We start from the raw sequence: 1,487 nt of genomic DNA, 5'->3' as shown, positions 1-1,487 counted from the left end.
GCCAGCACCAGCGCCCCCGCGAACGCCACCCACGCCGGCTCCACGCCCACCGCCGACGCCACCACGAACCCGGCGAGCGTCGCCGCGACCGTCACCAGCGCGAACATCGGCACCTCAGGCGCGGGCCCGCTCTCCTCGACGGCCTCCCGCACCGGCAGGTCGGCGGCGAAGAACCGGCGCATCACGAGGTACTCCGCGCCGATCGCCAGCACCCACGGCAGCGCCATCAGCGCCGCGAACCGCGTGAAGCTCAGCCCGCTCGCCGCGAAGGCGAGGAGGTTCGTCAGGTTCGACACCGGCAGCAGCAGGGACGCCGTGTTGGACAGGTGCGCGCATGCATACACATGCGGCCTCGCGCGGACCATCAGCTGGTTGGCCGTCGCGAACACGACCGGCGTCAGCAGGACGACCGTCGCGTCCAGGCTCAGCACGGCCGTGATCACCGACGCCAGCCCGAACACCGACGTCAGCAGCCGCCGGGGCCGCCCCGCCGCGCGCCGCGCGAGCCACGCACCGCACGCCGTGAACAGCCCCTCCACGGCACAGAAGTGCGCCAGCACCAGCACCGCCGCGAGGAACCCGACGACCGGCCCGAGCCGCTCCGCCTCCTCCCACGCGTCCCCCGCCGAGATCGCTCCCAGCGCCACCACCAGCACCGCGGCGGGCACCGCCACCAGCGCCTCGGACTTCCCCGAGGGCCGCAGCACCGCCCAGCCGAGCGAGGCCGCGAGCAGCACGGAGGACACAGAGACGGCGAGTGCGGTGTTCAGGGCGGGTCCTTAGGAGGCGTACGGCGACGGGCAACCCCTTATGAAAACAGGCGCCGGTAAGAAAAACACACCGAACTCCCTTCAGTCCTCCCCGAGCAGCCCCAGCTCCGCCCAGATCGTCTTCCCCTCCGACGTGTGCCGCGTCCCCCACCGGTCGGTGAGCTGCGCCACCAGCAGCAGCCCCCGCCCGCCCTCGTCCCACGTCTTCGCGCGCCGCAGATGCGGGGCCGTGTGACTGGAGTCGGACACCTCGCAGATCAGCGTGGCCGCGTCATGGATCAGGCGCAGCCGGATCGGATGGGCGCCGTACCGGATCGCGTTGGTGACCAGCTCGCTGACCACCAGCTCCGCCGTGAAGGACACCGCGTCGATCCGCCAGGCCACCAGCCGCTCGGCGACCTGCCCCCGGACCCGCGCGACGAGCGCCGGATCGGCGGGCACGTCCCAGGTCGCGATGTGATCGGCGGGCAGCGCGCGCGTACGCGCCAGGAGCAGCGCGACGTCGTCGGCGGAGCCGCCCGGCGGCAGCAGCGCGTTCAGGACCCGGTCGCACGTCTCGTCGAGGGAGTCGGCGTACCCGGTGAGCGCCGCGCACAGCGCCTGGAACCCGGCGTCGACGTCCCGCGTGCGGGACTCGATCAGCCCGTCCGTGTACAGCGCGAGCACGCTCCCCTCGGCGAGCCGCACCTCCGCCGACTCGAACGGCAGCCCCCCGAG

2 protein-coding genes are annotated in these 1,487 nt (G+C 73.4%); both read right to left on the bottom strand.

The window, feature by feature from the left end:
* On the bottom strand, positions 1-737 hold a 737-nt coding region (locus ACVNF4_RS35940; protein WP_461807024.1), incomplete at its 3' end, for an SLC13 family permease.
* Positions 738-851: 114 nt separating this feature from the next.
* On the bottom strand, positions 852-1,487 hold a 636-nt coding region (locus ACVNF4_RS35935; protein ID WP_461807023.1), incomplete at its 5' end, for a SpoIIE family protein phosphatase.

Source organism: Streptomyces sp. S6 (assembly GCF_054880855.1).
The sequence above is the reverse complement of the archived record's forward strand: the minus strand, read 5'-3'. Positions and strand labels throughout refer to the sequence as shown.